The organism is Candidatus Saccharibacteria bacterium oral taxon 488, assembly GCA_010202645.1.
Taxonomy (GTDB): domain Bacteria; phylum Patescibacteriota; class Saccharimonadia; order Saccharimonadales; family Saccharimonadaceae; genus Nanosynbacter.
Genome location: CP047920.1, coordinates 117,615 through 135,083, shown reverse-complemented (window position 1 = coordinate 135,083; position 17,469 = coordinate 117,615). Strand labels below are relative to the sequence as shown.

16 protein-coding genes, 1 tRNA gene, 2 other RNA genes and 2 pseudogenes are annotated in these 17,469 nt (G+C 47.1%); 6 read left to right on the top strand and 15 right to left on the bottom strand.

The annotated features are described in order from the left end of the window. Positions 1-235: 235 nt before the first annotated feature. The 4 genes and pseudogenes from GWK77_00720 to ssrA all read right to left on the bottom strand — a co-directional run bounded on the left by GWK77_00720 (position 236) and on the right by ssrA (position 5,337). Positions 236-2,950, bottom strand: a pseudogene (locus tag GWK77_00720) (TraM recognition domain-containing protein). A 4-nt stretch (positions 2,951-2,954) separates the two neighbouring features. Next, entirely contained in the window at positions 2,955-3,365 is a 411-nt protein-coding gene (locus tag GWK77_00715; GenBank protein QHU92704.1) for a hypothetical protein, read from the bottom strand. 39 nt (positions 3,366-3,404) lie between these two features. After that, complete coding sequence (locus GWK77_00710) at positions 3,405-3,785, bottom strand: hypothetical protein (protein QHU92703.1); 381 nt, start codon at positions 3,783-3,785, stop codon at positions 3,405-3,407. Between the two features lie 1,154 nt (positions 3,786-4,939). Next, positions 4,940-5,337: a transfer-messenger RNA gene (gene ssrA, locus GWK77_00705) on the bottom strand. A 67-nt stretch (positions 5,338-5,404) separates the two neighbouring features. Between ssrA and GWK77_00700 the strand changes: the two genes are divergently transcribed. The 4 genes and pseudogenes from GWK77_00700 (at position 5,405) to rplT (ending at position 8,045) form a co-directional block, all read left to right on the top strand. Continuing rightward, positions 5,405-6,922 carry a YifB family Mg chelatase-like AAA ATPase gene (locus tag GWK77_00700; protein QHU92702.1) on the top strand — a complete coding sequence of 506 codons (1,518 nt, stop codon included), beginning with the start codon at positions 5,405-5,407 and terminating at the stop codon, positions 6,920-6,922. A gap of 90 nt (positions 6,923-7,012) precedes the next feature. Then, complete coding sequence (locus GWK77_00695) at positions 7,013-7,507, top strand: translation initiation factor IF-3 (GenBank protein QHU93409.1); 495 nt, start codon at positions 7,013-7,015, stop codon at positions 7,505-7,507. Further along, positions 7,507-7,701, top strand: coding sequence for a 50S ribosomal protein L35 (rpmI, locus tag GWK77_00690; GenBank protein QHU92701.1), 195 nt, complete (start codon positions 7,507-7,509; stop codon positions 7,699-7,701). Before GWK77_00695 ends, rpmI begins: the two co-directional genes overlap by 1 nt. Before the next feature lie 3 nt (positions 7,702-7,704). Further along, positions 7,705-8,045: pseudogene (gene rplT, locus GWK77_00685) on the top strand (50S ribosomal protein L20). Positions 8,046-8,094: 49 nt separating this feature from the next. Here the strand turns inward: rplT and rnpB are convergent. Then, positions 8,095-8,438, bottom strand: an RNA gene (gene rnpB, locus GWK77_00680) — RNase P RNA component class A. A 170-nt stretch (positions 8,439-8,608) separates the two neighbouring features. Further along, the gene (locus tag GWK77_00675) at positions 8,609-9,265 is read right to left on the bottom strand and encodes a site-2 protease family protein (protein ID QHU92700.1); all 657 of its coding nucleotides are present in this window, start codon (positions 9,263-9,265) and stop codon (positions 8,609-8,611) included. A gap of 76 nt (positions 9,266-9,341) precedes the next feature. Between GWK77_00675 and rpmB the strand changes: the two genes are divergently transcribed. Beyond that, positions 9,342-9,557, top strand: coding sequence for a 50S ribosomal protein L28 (rpmB, locus tag GWK77_00670; GenBank protein ID QHU92699.1), 216 nt, complete (start codon positions 9,342-9,344; stop codon positions 9,555-9,557). Positions 9,558-9,612: 55 nt separating this feature from the next. Here rpmB and GWK77_00665 read toward each other — a convergent pair whose 3' ends face one another. From GWK77_00665 to GWK77_00635, 7 genes are read right to left on the bottom strand one after another with little or no spacing between them, the layout of a single operon-like run. Then, positions 9,613-10,251, bottom strand: coding sequence for a Zn-dependent hydrolase (locus tag GWK77_00665; GenBank protein QHU92698.1), 639 nt, complete (start codon positions 10,249-10,251; stop codon positions 9,613-9,615). 10 nt (positions 10,252-10,261) lie between these two features. Next, positions 10,262-10,852, bottom strand: a complete 591-nt coding sequence (locus GWK77_00660; GenBank protein ID QHU92697.1) for a transcriptional regulator — start codon at positions 10,850-10,852, stop codon at positions 10,262-10,264. Between the two features lie 24 nt (positions 10,853-10,876). After that, a complete protein-coding gene (locus GWK77_00655; protein ID QHU92696.1) occupies positions 10,877-11,230 on the bottom strand; it encodes a hypothetical protein in 354 nt (117 codons plus the stop codon). Next, on the bottom strand, positions 11,227-11,760 hold the full coding sequence (locus tag GWK77_00650; protein ID QHU92695.1) for a hypothetical protein: 534 nt from the start codon (positions 11,758-11,760) through the stop codon (positions 11,227-11,229). The genes GWK77_00655 and GWK77_00650 overlap by 4 nt, the downstream gene beginning before the upstream one ends. Further along, positions 11,742-12,065, bottom strand: coding sequence for a cysteine methyltransferase (locus GWK77_00645; protein ID QHU92694.1), 324 nt, complete (start codon positions 12,063-12,065; stop codon positions 11,742-11,744). The genes GWK77_00650 and GWK77_00645 overlap by 19 nt, the downstream gene beginning before the upstream one ends. After that, complete coding sequence (locus GWK77_00640; protein ID QHU92693.1) at positions 12,043-12,657, bottom strand: hypothetical protein; 615 nt, start codon at positions 12,655-12,657, stop codon at positions 12,043-12,045. Before GWK77_00640 ends, GWK77_00645 begins: the two co-directional genes overlap by 23 nt. Positions 12,658-12,661: 4 nt before the next feature. Beyond that, complete coding sequence (locus GWK77_00635; protein QHU92692.1) at positions 12,662-14,473, bottom strand: threonine--tRNA ligase; 1,812 nt, start codon at positions 14,471-14,473, stop codon at positions 12,662-12,664. Positions 14,474-14,814: 341 nt separating this feature from the next. Here GWK77_00635 and GWK77_00630 point away from each other — a divergent pair. Next, a tRNA-Val gene (locus GWK77_00630) sits at positions 14,815-14,891 on the top strand. A gap of 508 nt (positions 14,892-15,399) precedes the next feature. Here the strand turns inward: GWK77_00630 and GWK77_00625 are convergent. Further along, positions 15,400-17,082 (bottom strand): hypothetical protein, encoded by a 1,683-nt coding sequence (locus GWK77_00625; GenBank protein ID QHU92691.1) that lies wholly within the window; start codon positions 17,080-17,082, stop codon positions 15,400-15,402. Positions 17,083-17,086: 4 nt separating this feature from the next. Next, positions 17,087-17,464 (bottom strand): hypothetical protein, encoded by a 378-nt coding sequence (locus GWK77_00620; GenBank protein QHU92690.1) that lies wholly within the window; start codon positions 17,462-17,464, stop codon positions 17,087-17,089. Positions 17,465-17,469: the final 5 nt, after the last annotated feature.

Sequence of the window (17,469 nt, the reverse complement as noted above, 5' to 3'; positions counted from 1 at the left end):
GCGGCGCGGTCTGCGCAGCCCCATCCGAACCAGCCACTGTTGGCGCGGATGCCGGATGTCGATCTAGCGATCGTGAATCATCATCATGATGAGACATGTCTATTGGCCGCCCCGATAGCCCGTTCAACGAAGTACCAACTCCCTGCGGCGTCTGGCCAGCTGGCGGGGCTGGCATAGCAATACCTTGTGGCGCAGCGCCTTGTCCAATCTGTGGCGGCCGCGTAGAAGCTAATTGCGGCTTCGCACTCACCAAGCCCGGGGTCGGCGATGCTAATCGCGATGTAGCTGGCTGCCCCGGCTGGGGAGCTAGCGGCGATGGCGCACCCAGTCGAGGCTGACCAGCACTCGGACCGGTACCCATAGCCCCTGGCTTACCACCACCCAGTTGTTGACGTTTTGATAACCACTCATCAAGGAAAGATGAGCCTCCCTTTGCAGTCGGCCGATTGAGTGATGGTCCAGTCGATGGAGCTGCTGGCTTTTTATTACGACCAAGCCGCTCAAATATCTCCTTCTCAACCACCGCACGTGGTTTGCCGTACTTCGCTGCCGATAGTCGTACCAACGCATCGCGAAGCTGATTGTTAACCTGCCCCATCGGTGGCACCCAGTTCATACTAAACGGCGCCGACGGCACATTATTGATCATCACCGAAGCGATCGACTGGAAATTTGGTAGCTTTGATAAATCATCAATGTCAAACACTGGCTGAAACTTCTTGACCATCAATTCCGCGTCGGTGATACCAATACGCCCCGAGATAACCGTACCAATGTTACCAATAATAGCCTCACGAATCTTCTCCGTTAGCTGTGTCATAAACTGGTTACCCATTATCAGGCTCAGCTTATATTTTCGCGCCTCAGACAAAATTGATTCAAAACTATCAGTTGCAAAGTTCTGCACCTCGTCAACATATAGTGAAAAGTCTTCACGCTGCTCTTCCGGGATATCAGCCCGCGACATAGCTGCCGCCTGGAACTTCATGATAAAGATAATTCCTAGTAGCTTGGCATTGAGCTCACCAAGCTTACCTTTCGACAGATTAACCAGCAGAATCTTCTTATTATCCATAATCTCGCGGATGTTAAATCCTGATTTTGTCTGACCGATGATATTACGCATTGAATCGTTAGAGATAAATGGGCCAAACTTCGAGACCACCCACGATATCACTTCACCGGCCTCATTTGATCGCTGTGAGGCCGGAAATTCCTTCGTCCAGAAATCAATCACCTGCGGATCAGTGACGTACTTCAGCTTGCTCTTCACAAATTCTGGGTCAATGAGACACTTCGGCACATCAATAAATGTTCCACCCGCCGGATCCGCCATTAACAGCAGCGCACAGTTACGAAAAATATGCTCAAGCCGTGGCCCCACAATACCGGTATGCCCCGGATCGTACAGCCCATACAGCATGTTAATCGCTTCCTGCACCAGAAAGTCCTTTTGATCCGGACTGTCGAATTCAAACATATTGAGACCAATCGGGTTTTCCATATCGGCGGGGTTGAAATAGATAATATCTTCCACTCGCTCTTTCGGCACCTTCCCCATGAGCGACTCGACCAAATCACCGTGCGGATCAATCAGCGCAAATCCTCGGCCATCCATCATGTCTTGATACGCCATATTTTCCTGCAATACCGACTTACCAACACCAGTCTGACCAATGATGTAAACGTGGCGGCGGCGGTCCTTCGTACCGATACGAATTGGCTTTTTCGTACCACGAAATTCGTTGTAGCCAATCAATAGTCCCTCGTCCAAGACATCAGTCGGCCCATCAACCTGCTTGGACATCTGCCGCTTAACCTGTGAAGTTGGAATGGCAGTTGCGCTCGGCAAGTGAAACAGAGTCGCCATCTCGACACTATTAAGGATATTACTGCGAATATGCTGCGGGAAAAACCGCATAATATACGCCGTAGTCATTTCCTCAATATTATTTGTCAACGAAAAACGAAAACCGTTATTGCGTGGCGAGTCAAACATCGCAAACGCAGCGATAATATTTTTAAGCAGCACCTGTGAACGAGCGGCAGTATTTGATGAAATTACCACCCGCACCAATACCTCATACGCCGGATAACGCGTCTTCTCGCTAACGGCATCAACCTCTGCCTGCTCTAGTGACGATAGCTGTTTATCCTCGGGCTTGATCTCGCCTTCTTTTTCTTTTGCCGACTGTGGCGGTTTCCACAACGCCTCAAAAATGTCCCCGACCATTGAGATATCAACGCCCGCCACCTTCGTTGATTTCTTGCCCTTATTCTTCTTCATTTTCTCAACATGCTCTTCTGAGGCACGCGACCAACCCTCCCGCGCCGGCCGAACCAAGAACTGCAAGCCGATACCATCGTCTTTTGTCGCCGCCGACATGGCATTCAGTAGCGCCCGCGACGCATCTCGCTTTGACTCCTGATATGTTGCGATAGGATAGACGAACGACTTACGAAGCGAGAATTCGCCGCCAATTGTCCCGCTCATCTTGCCAATTTTACTAAACACATTCGTATCAGCCACTTCTTCCAACCGCGCCGCCGGATAAGCTGCCGCAATCGCTTGGCGAATTACATCAACCAGTACCGTCGGTACGACAGCATAATAATGCACCAAACCGCCACGCGCAATAATCTCAAACGACAAATGGCGCTGCCCATAGAGTCGACTCTTAAATCCTTTCGTTGCCGTACTTGATATAATGTTATACATCACTTGCGCCTGGCTCAGAATCTCTTCCGTTAGATCACGCTGGTCACGGCTCGCCCCGTCAATATCTTCACTTGATGGCGGCAAATGAATTAGCAGTGGCACCATTTTTAGCCCACGCTCATAATTCTTTGCCTCTCGCAGCATCTTGCGATACTGCAGTGTAACAATCATCACACCGATCGCTAGCACCACGACGACAATAAAACCAGTAATTAACGGTCCGCTATCCATATTCCTACCCGTTCGATTGGCCCATCTCCCTGTTGTACCTCTTTTTGAGGTAGTCGGCCTGTAGTTGCGCAATTACCCGCGCTCGCTCGTACGGATCATCCCTTGTCAAAGTAATAATCCGCTTCAATTTGTCAACCCACTCCTTCTCAATCAAATCATCGTCACTAGCTATCAGCGGCGTATCGTCAGTTGACGTCGTCGATGCAGGAGCCTGTACCACTGGAGGCGCTGGCACCGGAACAGTCGGTAGTACTGTTGCTGGCATCTGTGAGTTCGCCACATTCACCGCTGGGCGTTCGGCGGAGCGTCTCTCAGTCTCTACCTGATTTGTATCACCATCAAGCCGAACCTCACCGCTTGAAGTAGATGGTAAATTCTCAACTGGTGGACGCACTTGAGGCAACTCTGGATTCATATCTATATTGTACCACGTTACTAATGGAGTGCCTACGCTCTAAAATCGTTTGTGTATATAAAAACAACCAAGGCTCAAAAAAAGTGCCAAAAGCAAAATATCCCACGCCGTAACACCGCCAAGCGACTGCATGCCAAGTAAGATAATTGGTATGAGACCGACAATACTCGCATAATCATATAATTTCAACGGCGTTACCGAGGCCAAGCCACGATACATATTATGTCGAACAACACGCATTGCCACACGCCTCGCCGCGACCATCACTAAATAACAGCACGACGCAGTTGCTACATACAGACATACGAAAAACACTAGGATGCCCAACGGACCGACGCTCATTGGCGTCACCGTGTGCACCAATACGACATCCGCTGTCACAGCCAGCGCCGCGACTATAGCAACATACCGACACTTCATACTCACACTATATCATAGACCAAGGGAGCCCAGGCGACGAACCATTGTATGATCAGGTGAACCATCCGCCGCATTCAATAACTATTAGGGCGCGGTCACCTGTTCAAAGTCCGCCGCTCAGGGCAACTGACCGCTCCGAATTTCGGAGCATGTCCTTGCGCAACGTTCCTCATCCTGCACATCCAGTAGTCTCATTGCTAATCACCTACCAAGGATTAACTGGAGTGCAGTGGTACTAATTATACGCGCGCTCAACGCGTTACATCGCAACTATTAACTATACACGTTAATAATCACAAGTTCGGCGGAGCATCGGCAACACTATGGCGGAATAATCTTTTGTTATTCCGGCTTCATACTGCTGCCGACTATACACCAAACGACATGCGTTACTGTGAATTCGGTCACGTAAATTGTTAATGTTGTTATTATTGTACTGATTTTTGCTTTTTATTTTCTTAAAAGCTTGTACTAATACTATCATGTATATGTTTATCGGTCAATACTTCACATAAAAAATATGTTGTATTTATAACATTTTTGTAATAATCTTTATATATTTTCATCTGTTATATTCTATAAAATGTTTTATACACAACATTGTAATATAAACATATGCTTGCTGTACCGCCCGCTAATTCATAGTTCTTGTATAGTCACCCCATACGACATCATGAATCCAACAAATAATCTAGTAATTGATACAGCTCGCTGAACGTTTATACAAATAAAACACCAAAACAACCAGGCCCTCAGCGTATCCCGTTTCGCCATCTCGCGGGTAGGACACTGGCTGTGTGGGGCACCAACTAGGAACCATTTGGGTTCAACCGTCTCGTCCGGCAACAACCTATATTTTTCATCAAACTGCTTCACTAACCCTCTAAATTATGTGGTATTTTTTACCTAGATTTTTTCTCAAAAATTATTGACATAACCATTTTTATCATTTACTATAGGGGTAGCTTCTGAATAAAAAAGTTATACACAACTTATCAGGGGCCAAAAATAAACAGCACACGTAAAACTCCACTTTTTGAAAACAACCACTACTCGCAGGTGGTTGTTTTCGTCTCCTGGCAACACGCTCGAGCTGCATTCTCACTGATTACGATAAAAAATAATCGACCACCCTGGGTCGATATATCACTATATGGTGGAGCTGCCGGGTACCGCCCCCGGGTCCAACTGGTATCATGATATTCGTCTACGAGCATAGGCTCATCTAAAAATTTTATAACGTCACCTGGCTAAAAAATGAGTCGAAAAAACCAAGCTTCGTTACGCGGAGAAAGTCCCGCATGTCCGCCGCTTCCGAACATGCAGCCAGCAACATACATATGACACCCTAGGCTTTGCCTGTTGCCGCAAAGCAAGGGCGGTCGCTTAAATTAAGCAGCGACTGGTGCAGCAGCCATCGGAGTGAAAACGCTCTTTAAGCTAGCAAATACACCTGCAAGTTTAGACTTTGCAACTAAAACATACGTTACGCGTATCGTCGGCTCGCAGAACATCCTGATAAAGTCCAATTGTCGAAAGCTATATCAGCCCCATCAATCTGCCTTGAATTATAGCAACCTTCCCTTTTCAAGTCTAGTCATCTATGCTTTACTATGTATATGGTTAGCAAGGTAGTTTCAGCGACACCATATGGCTTTCACGGTCAGCTTATTGAAATTGAAGGCGACATATCACGAGGACTACCTGGACTACAAATCGTCGGACTTGGCAACAAAGCAATCGATGAATCACGCGATCGCGTTCGCAGCGCCATCAAGAACTCGCTACTTGATTTTCCAAAAGGTAAAATTACCATCAATCTCGCTCCAGCAGAACTACCAAAAGACGGTACGCAATTCGACCTACCAATAGCCCTCGCAATTCTCTGCCTTGGCAAACAACTTCCTCAAACCGCCCTAGAGGGAGCGCTATTTGCTGGTGAATTGGCACTCAATGGTAGTCTTCGCCCCATTCGCTCGGCCATCACCATCGCCGAAACCGCCAAACAACACGGTATCTCAACCATATACCTACCAGCCTCCAACAGCAAACAAGCCCTGCTCATCCCCGACATTACTATTATCCCCATCAATAATCTAACGGAATTATTCCTCCACCTCAAACAAGAAAAACTCATCCAACCCGCAGTAAAAACAAAGCAGCAATATCGCCAAAAGAAACGCGGCATCATCATTGATGACATCCGCGGACAAGAGCAGGCCAAGCGAGCCGTCGCCATTGCCGTCGCGGGTAGGCACAATATTTTGCTGTCCGGACCACCGGGATCCGGCAAAACCATGTTAGCACGCGCACTCAATTCGCTCCTACCGCCGCTATCTGACACTGAGATTATCGAGGTGACAAAACTCCACAATCTTGACGGCAATCAAGTTAGTCATGATATCGTTATCGACCGACCATTTCGCACACCACACCACACCGCAAGCCGCATATCAATGATTGGTGGTGGTGCAAAGGCCACGCCCGGCGAAATTAGTCTCGCGCACCACGGCACACTTTTCTTAGACGAATTATTAGAATATCCACGAACTACATTGGAGTCGCTTCGTCAGCCGCTTGAGGATAAGCAGATCATAATTTCCCGCGCCCAAGGTAAATACTACTACCCCGCCAATTTTATGTTAGTTGCCACGATGAACTCTTGTCCATGTGGTTATCTGGGCGATCCAGAAAAAAGTTGCCGTTGCTCATCGACACAAATCTTGAACTATCAGAAACGATTATCTGGCCCGCTCCTTGATCGTATTGATCTAACAATCAATGTTTCCCGCGTCGCACATGAAGATTTGTTGTCCCGTAAGTCATCGTCGGATTCACAACAAAAACAGTTTGAAAATATGATTAAGGTAGCCCGTACACTACAAACTAACAGATACAGTAATAGTAATAAATACAACGCTGATATAGATAGTAGTAGCGTTGATAAAATAGCTGCACTAACGGCTGAGGCCAAGCAATTTCTCCTTGCAGCCGCCAAAAAGCTTGACCTAAGCGCTCGTGGCTATTTCAAAGTTATCAAGGTCGCTCGCACTATCGCTGATCTTGAGTCATCACTAGAAATAACCATTCCTCATGTCGCCGAAAGCCTACAATACCGGCAGATTATCCCGACCTAGCGCTTGAAATCCACCCTTATACCTGATACAATGACTGATGAAATTAATCTAAAATTGCTTCAAAAGGAGAGCTAGGAGATTAATAAATCAATTCGTATCAACGGAGCGATCCGTGCTCGGGAACTGCGCGTTGTTGGTTCTGATGGTGAACAGTTGGGGATAATGCCCCTGCGCGACGCCCTTCAAGCGGCGGAGGATGCGGGACTTGATCTCGTTGAAATATCACCAAATGCCAATCCACCAGTCGCCAAAATTATTGACTGGGGCAAGTTCCAATATCAGAAGATCAAAGACCAGCAGCGCAACAAGCGCGCGGCAAAAGTCGGCGATCTCAAGCAAATGCGCTTTGGCCTGAAGATTGGCGCTGGCGACCTCGAAGTCAAGCTGCGCAAAATACGAGACTTTCTCGCCAATGGGCACAAGGTCCGTATCCAAGTCGTCTATAAAGGTCGCGAGATGGCGCATAAAGAAATCGGTTACGAATTGATCCAAAAAATCACTGATCAGCTTGAGGAAGAGGCAATTCTAGAACAAAAACCTCAGATGGCTGGTCGCAATCTGAGTGTGGTAATAAGGAGTAAATAATGCCAAAACTAAAGACCCACAAAGGTACCGCAAAGCGCATTAAGTTAACGAGCTCTGGCAAGTTAACTCGTCAACGTGCATTTGGCGGTCACTTCTTAGCCAAGAAATCAAAAAGCCGTAAGCGGGCAATTAATACAACAGCAAAAGTAACAGGCTCAATGGCAAAAAATGCCCGACGAGCGATGGGAGTTTAATCTATGAGGGTAAAACGAGGCGTCCCTGGACACGCAAAGCACAAGAAAATTCTAAAAGCCGCTAAAGGCATGCAGCACAATCGAACTCGTAGCTTTCGCTTAGCAAAGCAGGGGTAATTAGAGCTCTGCAATATGCCTATCGTGATCGACGCAACAGAAAACGAGACCTCCGCAGCCTGTGGATTACCCGGATTAACGCAGCCGCTCGCCAAGAGGGCACAACGTACGGCAGGCTCATGGCTGCTCTCAAGGCAAAGAATATTGAGCTTGATCGAAAAGTGTTGGCAGAGTTAGCCGTTAACGAACCTACGGCCTTTACCGCAATTGTTAAAGCAGCACTATAAGAAAGTGCTTTCAGTAAACTAAAACCTTCTCCGCTGAGAGAAGGTTTTAGTTTACAGCCTACCGATAAGCCGGGTTCTGTCGCGAGCGATCATCTATCTAGTTTACCTGTTGCCAGGTAAATCAAGCGGTTATCGGCCTACGAGCGGACAACTCATTTGTAGGCCTCCTTGCAGTCGACAGGGTTTACCTCTCCTCTATGTCACCACCGAGGACTGTAAGCTCTTACCTTACTCGTTTCACCTTTTCCTTTGTGTCTATTGCCACAAAGGTAGTTTTGTTTCTGTGGCACTTTCCCTAGGGTTACCCCCGGTCGCCGTTAGCGACTGTCGGTGTCCTTTACTGCCCGGACTTTCCTCTTGGCTTCACTGCCAAGCGATCGCTTAGTAGGCTGCCCTATTATTATACATCATAAAAGCCCCAAGCAGTGCAAGCGCGTGATATTCCCCCGCATAAATGCAAGGTGGGTATCCGCAACCAGTCACCACGATGACTGACCATTAGGACTCCCTATCATATGATGTTAGGAAAATCATATGCGCCCGCTTACCTGAGGCTATCTCTATTATACACCAAAAATCACGCAAAAGAATTGGATAATACCGTTCGTAGCGAACGTCATAATTCGCCCAATTGCCGCCTGTCCAATCATAACAATGATAAACACCACCATTACCCCGTAGCGCTCAATCCACTCCATGCCACGGCGCACACCCTCTGGAGCAAGCGCGTACAGCACCCGCGACCCATCAAGTGGTGGCAGCGGCAACATATTAAACACGAAAAAACCTAAATTAACCAACACGACGAGGCTAATGATTTGCCCCACTAATGTATTTTGAATCAGCCCGCCGCTAGTAATAACCCCGCTGATGACACCCACGCCAAACGCTAAAAACGCTAAAAACAAATTAGTCAGTGGCCCAGCAAACGCTACAAACGCTGCGCCCCATTCACCGTGTCGCACGCGCTGAGGATTAAATGGCACCGGCCGAGCACCACCAAAAATTGGCAGTCCCAACACAGCCAGCAATAGTGGCAATAAAAGCGTCATGAACGGATCAATATGCTTCAGCGGGTTTAATGTCAGCCGCCCCTCTGCCTTGGCTGTGTCGTCTCCAAGGAAATAGCCCATAAACGCATGCATCGCCTCGTGTAGCGTCATTGAGACGAGAATAACCACCAAGACCATACCTAAATATGCCAAATCCATGATTACCATTATAACACCTTGACTAATTATAGAAATACCGCTACAATACGATAGATTGTTTAGTTAATATAAAGCGAGGTTGGAAATGGCATCACGATGCGAACTAACCGGCAAGGGCAAGCAATACGGTCACAACGTTAGCTTTTCCCTTCGCCGTACCAAGCGCACTTTTAAGCCAAACCTACAGAAGAAAACTCTTGTAGTAGATGGTCAAAAAGTCACGTTGGTTCTGAGTACTCAAGCAATTCGTACTCTTAAAAAGAAAGGGCTGTTACGCCCGATACAGACAAAAACCGCCTAAGCTCGAACCCCCTCCAAATAAGGAGGGGGTTTATTAGTGCAACGTATCGACCAGCCTAGCTCCGCGCGACAGTAATGATTGAGAGTTGTTCGGGTAAAGATGTCACTCCCTTCACCTTCCACTTTGGCCCAGCGTCAACAGTCTCCACGCCCATTTCGCTAACAAACACTGACAGGTCGTCTTGCGGCACTTCATAGTGTAGCGCGCCATCAGCATAATGCACTGGGATAACTACTTTCGGCTCCAGCTGGCGTACCATATGAGCCGCAGATGTCGCGTCAAGCGTGTAACCACCACCGCCAACCGGTATCACAACAACATCAACGACACCAATCTCCTCTAGCTGAGACTCTGACAATTTTGGGGCAACGTTACCTATAATCACAACACGCACACCACCAATTGCTAAACGGTAAATCGTTGATTTTTTAACATCAGTTTCCGTATCAATGTGTCGCCAGGCTGCCACCCCTTTCAGAGATACGTCGCCGACCTCATATTCACCCGGACCGCTGAAGAGTAACCGTGGTGTTACATTACTTACGGCAAATCTATCCTCTGACAATATCTCAACATCCTGTGCCCCAAGGCTATCCTTAAGTCCAACCAGCGATAACGCTGGATCAAACGCAATTTTTACCATTTTCGTTGTAAAAATAACATTATTTGCACCTTTGTATTCCACTTCAAACATATACGTCTCCTTATCCTAGTATGCTCTCTGCATCTACCACAACCGAGTGCTTACTATTCATTATTTCCATCACAAACTTATCTCTAACACTCAGACGATAGTAAAAATCATCATAGCTCATTACAGCATAATTCAGCTCTCTCCTCTCGGCTTTTTCAATTTTCTTAATAGCGACACCAACTCTCGACTCCGATAGTCGACCAACTAACAGTATATCAACCCGACTCGTCGATCCACGCACTAACGCACCGGCAACTATAGCGATCTTCAGTCCGGACAGCCGAGCAATATCGCTCACCCATGGTATACTGTTCTTTTTGTTATGGTCAGCCTGCTCACTCGGTCGTTCATCGGCAAAAATCATCTTTAGTGGCGTAAAGTATGCGTACTGCTGATTCGCAGCGTAATACAATTTATTGTCATAATTATTCGAAACAATGACTCCGACTCTGAGCATATTTGATAGTTCACGCCGTACCGAGTTAATTTGCTCGCCGATCAATCGCGTAATCTCTCTAACATAAAACGATTTTTCAGGGTTCGCTAAAAACAGGTGTAGTAACTTCACCCTCGTTTTTGAGCCGAACAGCGCATCAATCATGTATTTAAAATTGTACCATAAATTTTACGCCTGAGCCAAAAGTTGTGACAAATAGTGTTCAGCAGAGTCAAGCGTCGCCCACATGATAAACGGGTTACGCCGTAGCCATGTCATCTGTCTCTTCGCCAACTGCCAATCAGCTACAACAAATTGCCGCTTTAATTCACTTTCGGTAATATTTTTATTCAAAAACTCTCGGACCAACGGATAGATATTACCTGTCATAGCCTCATTATCCCAGCCATATTTTCGGGCCAATAGCATTGCTTCGCTTACAACATTATTTAAAAATAATTGTTCAGATCTGAGCACAATTCTTGTTCGTAATATTTCCTTATTTGTTGCTATACCTACAACGATATTATTATCTCTAATCATAAATTCATATCTGTTATTTTTATTTTTTGTTCAATAGCACGTATAAGATGGCGTTTATTTTTGTCATTTTCTGGTAATTTTATGTTGTGTATACTACAATAATATTGTAACTCGGCTACTGTCCTTTTTTCTAGCTCATGCCGTAAAGTAGGATCAGGAGGAGCTCCAAATTGAAAATCAAAAATTACTGCATCGATATAGAGGCCCGTGCCGCCAACAAGAAATGGTAAACGCCCCCGAGAGCGAATTTCACTTATTTTTTGCAGAGCATACTCCTTAAACTGTGCGGCGCTAAATGTCTCGCCCGGGCTGACCAAATCAAGGCCCCAATGGGGCACGGCTTCTCGCTCAGCCATAGTCGGCTTTGCTGTACCAATATCCATGTCTCGATATATTGTTCTGCTATCGGCACAAATTATTTCGCCATTATACTGTTTTGCCAGGCGAATCGCTAGCGAGGTCTTACCACTAGCAGTCGGCCCCGCGATAACAACTAGGGGTAATTTTGCTTTTATAGTTTCGGCCGCCATCGTCGTTCCTCAAAATCAATTATCCGCCACCTCTCATCGCAATAAATACCATCTTGTTCAAGTAGCTGCCTTTGCACACCTTGCCCACCCGGAAAACCTACCGCCAAGCCACCTTTCGCGTTCACTAGGCGATGCCACGGCAAATTCTCTGGGCCACCATGCGCTATCCCGCCCACAGTTCGCGCTGCGTATGGGTGTCCAGACAGTGCTGCCAAGTCACCGTACGTCGTCACCTTGTCGTCAGGTAGCTGCGCCATGAGAATATAGATCCGGTCTCGCAAGCTAGCTATTGGCAATTCGCTCAATTTCCACCTCCACTTCTGACCACGAATGGCATCGCACCACCCTATCCGGCAAGCTATCTGCCCTATTCCAAGTATAATCACCAAATAAGATGGCGTTACGACCAGTCTCGGAAACAGCTAAACAATGTTTCAACTGATCATCAATTAAAACATCAGCATTAATTTGCGTGATTAACTCTGTTTTTGTCAGTTTATGAGAGTCCTCGTGCACCGTATCCCATAGGCCAGAGAAGTAGACCGCAGAACTGGCGAAAACCCCTGGAAAATGCTCCTCGATCCAAAGCAGTGTATCGCTTTGCACCTGCAAGCGACGCGAAGTAGCCACCATGAGATGATGCACCTGCGACATGTTTCTAAGCACCTCCTCCGCCCCCCCTATATGAGCATATCCCTTTATCGCACCAGAGTCGTGAAAGACATGAGCACGCCGTTCTGCCTCCTCGCTATCAACATGCCACATCTCTGACCAATGTTCGCTATAGTCATCAACTCTCAATCGTGTGCCCCACCGTTCATTACTAAATGCCACAAACCCGATTGCATTTTCTGCTAGAACATCGTCGATATCAATTGCAATTCTTAGCCTACGCACAAGATTACAGCCCCCGTACATACTCAGCTAGCTGTTCAAGCGGAATTTGCTCTTCACCCGCATGCGTCCTGATGCTTACGACACGTGCTATCTGATCCTTTGGCCCAACAATAATCTGTATTGGTATTTTTACAACAGTCGCTTCACGAATCTTTTTCCCGAGGGATTCATTACGACTATCTATTGTAAATCTTACATCGTTGTATTTTATTGGTTTCATTAATGTTACCTCTGATAAAATCGATGTAATTTCATCAACATAGTCTGAGACAGTGTCATTAATCGTTAGAATGCGTACTTGTTCTGGCGCCACCCAAAACGGGAACCAGCCACCCGTGTGTTCAATGAAGACGCTCAAGAATCGTTCAATCGACCCGAGCAGCGCACAGTGAATCATCACAGGTGTTGTAAAATTACCATCACTCTCGGTATACTCTAAGCCGAACCGTTGCGGCTGCACGAAGTCCAGTTGCACCGTCGCAACTTGGTGCTCACGGCCAATAGCGTCAGTCGCCATAAAGTCAATCTTTGGACCATAAAAGGCGGCCTCGCCTTCCTGCTCAAAATAGTCCAAACCAACTTTTTCAACTGCTGATTTCAACTGATTTTGTGCAGAAGCCCACAGCTCACGTTCGCCCAAGTACGCATCAGAGCCATCACGATAACTCAGTCGAACCCGCAGTTTCATATCAATAGTATTGTACAGTTCCTGGGCGGCAGACAATAAATTATTGATCTCTTGCTCAATTTGATCTGGACGACAGAAAACATGACTATCGTCCTGGGTTAATGAGCGCACGCGATTCAGACCACCAAGCTCACCGGTTTTCTCGTCACGATAATCAGTGGTCGTCTCCAAGTAGCGCACCGGCATATCGCGGTAGCTACGAGGTTGTGAAGCAAAAATCTGCGTATGGTGCGGGCAGTTCATCGGCTTTAACGCCATTTCATCACTGGTTTCCTGACTTTTAACCAAAAACAGCTCTTCGCCAAATTTGGCCCAGTGGCCTGACGTTTCATACAGATCCTTTTTGGTAATATGCGGCGTCCAGACTTTTTCAAAACCAAACCTCTGACGCAGCTGATTTGAGTATTGGGCCACGATATCACGCAGAACAGTTCCACGAGGTGTAAATAACGGCAAACCGACACCCACTAACGGTGAGGTTGTATATAGATCAAGTTCCCTGCCTAGCTTTCGGTGATCACGTTGTTTGGCTAGCTCTAATTTCTCCAAATATTTATCCAGCTCTTCCTGCGTGGCAAAAGCCACACCGTACAGCCGTTGCACCTGAGGGTTTTTTTCATTACCACGCCAATAGGCGCCTGCAACCCGCATCAGCTTAAACGCGCCAACCTGACTGGTATTTGCAACATGTGGTCCACGACACAAGTCCTTAAATGATCCGTTGGTATAAAATGAAACTTCATCAAGCACACTATCACCTTCAGCAATTGTACCCATTTCTGCAGCGTCCAGATCTTTTGCTACCGTTGTCCCGGCACGTTTTAGATCATTAAGAAGTTCTTCTTTATACGGCTGATGGCTATCTTTGGCCCATTGAATTGCTTCATCAATCGGGCATTTTGTGCACACAAAATCTTGCTTTTCGGCAATGATTTGTCGCATTACCTTTTCAATTTTATTGAACTGCTGCTCACTGATCTTCGTTTCACCAAGATCAATATCATAATAAAACCCATGCTCAACAACCGGACCAACTCCGAATTTCGCATCTGGCCATAATCGCTGTACGGCTGCTGCCATGATATGCGCCAGGCTGTGTCGCATTGCATAAAGTTTATCTTCACTCATAAAACCTCCTTTTAAGTAATTATAAAAGCACGCCCAACGCATATAGCGTGCGTGCCTCGGTCCTGGGGACGAGCCAGGAGGTTCCACCTTGGCGATGACTCTTGCTCCGGCTGGTTTCGTGCGCCGCAACCGCTTTCACGTTGCTCGAGAGGTGGTTAGTCTCTGTCCTCGCTACTCTCTCACCGTAGCATAGTTAAAAGTTCCGGGCAACCCTTACGACGCATAGACTAGGTAGTGGATCCGTAATGCTACACCAAGAAACGACGTGCCAGCCAACCCCCACACTCTCCACAAGAGATAATTGCATTCACCATTGATTCCTGCTATTATTGGGAATAGACGGGCGATTAGCTCATTTGGCTAGAGCGCTTCATTGACGTTGAAGAGGTGAGAGGTTCGAATCCTCTATTGCCCACCATTATTGCATACAACCCTCGCAGTGCGGGGGTTTTAGTTTTTTCTATTTTACACATTTTCATATACTTTTCCACTAGTATTTTTTATAGCGATATGTCAATATATTGATATGATTTGTATAAATTGTTTTCACGATAAAACTACTACCAAAAACTCCCGCAAGCACACGAAACACCCCAGTGTCTGGCGACGACGGGCCTGTCCAGAATGTGGTGCGGTCTTTACGACATACGAACGGGCTACACTAGACGGGCGCATGGTGCTAACACACGACGGGTCAACCACCCCTTTCAATCTAGGAAAGCTCATCATAAGCATTAGCCGTAGCTTTCAACATAATAAGCATGCTGCAGCACATGACAGCTACTTCCTTGCACAAACTGTGCAGGAACAGATTATCAAGCAAGGTAAGCCGCTATCTACGCAAATCATCGCTCAAATAACACACATGATTCTCCAACGCTACGACCCGGTAGCGGCACTCCAGTACGCCGCCCAGCACCGACTCATCACTTCTCGGCGACGCGGGAGGCCTTCGACCATTTACGTGTAGTCGCCTTCTGGCGAGCATTAATCGCCGCTGTGGCTTTTTCGGTGACGTCAAACTTATCAAGATATCGCCCAACTAACAGACGGGTCTGTGCAGTGAATGCTGCGGCGGAGCTATAGACAATGGCCGTCACTGGCATCAGCACCCACTGCAAGAGCATCCAGATATTCCGGCGGCGCGTGTAGCGAATTGGACGTGACGGTAAAAGCTTGAAGGCACTAAAAATCGCTATCGCCATACCAATTAGCGCAATTTGCTGCAGCGTGCTCACCGTATCAGGCAATTGGTGCGCGGCGACACTACGGGCGGCCTCGGCATTAACGATAAGTGGTACCCAGCCACCAAAAGCGATCAGAATTGAAACACAGGCTAACGTCACGTGTCCATCAAGCAACCTGACAAATCGCGAAAAGCCAGCCCAAAATGGTACATTACGCTGCTTGGTAAAGACCCGTTCGCCGACATACGCGACATCAGATGCGCCATACGCCCAGCGACGAAGCTGAATAAACTGCGCTTTGAGCGTTTTCATATACGTGGCTGACAATACTGCGTCTTGATAAATCGGTACATGGAGTGGTACGACCCCGTAGTTACCACCAAAATAGAAATAACTGCGCCAATATTGGTGGCCATCTTCGACGATCGTTCGAACACTCCAGAAGTCCATCTCAACGAGCGCATCCATCGGTTGAGCATGTGAAGCAAAATTACGTAGCGAATGAGGGCGCATTGAGCTAATAATATTCCAAAATGAGTTACCCGTCGCGACCACACGCATCGGCGCCGGCACGTCCCAAATATTACTAGTGAATAGGCAAACTGGTTGATATGAGTAGTGCTTACGGTCCTCACGGACGATATATTCGTATGTCAGGTAGTCAAAGTAGGTTTCATGTGGCTTGTTGTCACAATCCATCGTCGTAACAATAACGTTACTATACGGAATATGCTGCTCCTTGAGCCACCCCTTCAGCCAGCGCCCAGCATGCGTAATATTGCCACCCTTGCCGATCACTTCATTTGGAATGTCTTTTGGATGCTTGACAATGTGAAAGGCGTGAAAATACTTGCCATAGCGTTTTTGTAGTGTCTTGGCGGTCGTGTCGATATCCTTACCGCCCCGTTCCTCATACGCAAATACCATAATCATACGCTTTTTATCATACGTAGTAGCAATTACTGATTGAATGGCTGGCTCAATCACCTCAATACTCTCATTATAGGCAGGCATGATAACTGCGTTATAAATTTCTGACGGCTTCGGGAAAAACCCTGGCTGCGCGGAAGCGATGAGGCGTACGTTTTCTTTATGCTGCGCAAAACCAACCTCCTTATGTCGCTGGTCGCGAATATGTGCATATACCGCCTGTGCGTCTTCGAGATCTTCAAGACGCGCATGCCAATTGATCAGACACGCCTTATCCATCTTGGCACGGCCAGCGACCATATGATAGGTAATGCCAACCACGCGCACCATCATCGACAGAATAATGAGGAGCAGATAGAGCGACGCGACCAGCGGGCTAAATATCGACAGCACGACAAGAAGAATAACTGCGCCATAGCTCAACAGACCCGGCAGAACCTCCAAGAATCGATAGAATGGCTTTCGTTTACCAAGTGGTATCTCTATATCCATAACCCTACACCACCGACGCAATTACGATTATTGAGTAAGCAAACAGTGCTAGCATAACTGATATAGCAATTGTGAACCAAAGGAACGCCAACGCTAAATCACGACGCTGGACCGCAGCAAGCTTGGCACTCAACATAATGTGCCCAACCGTAATCATAAGCTGCAGCACGCCGTACGCCCAGAGTGAGTACCAGTGACCGCGATACAGCCCCGTCACACTAAACGCACTGTGCTGAACAATCACCTGAGTTTCCTTGGGTTTAATAGTAATAGCAAAGGAGATAATGATTACTAACGCCAACAAGACATTAGCAACGACGAGACCAAACAGCCAGCGATCTTTCATCATCTGTCGTAATGTGCTTGTGATATGCTTCTTCATATTAC